Genomic DNA, 563 nt, shown 5'->3' with positions numbered 1-563 from the left:
CGCCGACGCGTCGACCGTGAACGGTGCGCGCGGCCGAATACTGTAACTCAGTTGCCATTCTCTCACAGGCGAGTTTGGGGACACCCCCACCTCGATTCCCGGTCGAGATCGTACTAGATGAATTCCGGGATATGCCGGTAGTTCGGGCCTAACCGGTCGAATTCGCTCATCTAGTCGCTCCATACTTACAGCCGTTCCTACCGTTCAGTATTTCCAGAGAATGGCGTCTCCTGACAAGAACTCCCAGACTGACCGCCGCGATGGCGAAGAATCGTTCCGAGCAGACGGTGCCGGTACCGCCGAACTGGTCCCCACGACCGGTCTGGAGGCGATGGCCGCCCGCGCGAGTGAACTACCGGTCCCCGCGTCGGACCGCATCGAATACGGCCCCGTCGAAGACCTCACCGACGACGAAGCGGCGGACGAAGACCGCCCGGAAACGCTCCGGGAGGCCGTCCTCCGCGAGGTGAAGGCGTTCTTCGCCGAAATCGACGACGAGACGGCGTTCGCGCCGACGCCCTCGGAGGCGTTCATCGAAGACCAGTTCTTCGACTTCTCGTTCC

1 pseudogene is annotated in these 563 nt (G+C 62.3%); it reads left to right on the top strand.

The annotated features are described in order from the left end of the window. Positions 1-220 precede the first annotated feature (220 nt). Positions 221-563 (top strand): annotated as a pseudogene (locus D3D02_RS18685) (pilus assembly protein); the annotation flags it as partial.

This window comes from Halobellus sp. Atlit-38R (assembly GCF_003665925.1).
Taxonomy (GTDB): domain Archaea; phylum Halobacteriota; class Halobacteria; order Halobacteriales; family Haloferacaceae; genus Haloquadratum; species Haloquadratum inordinatus.
This window is presented reverse-complemented; position numbering and strand designations above follow the sequence as displayed.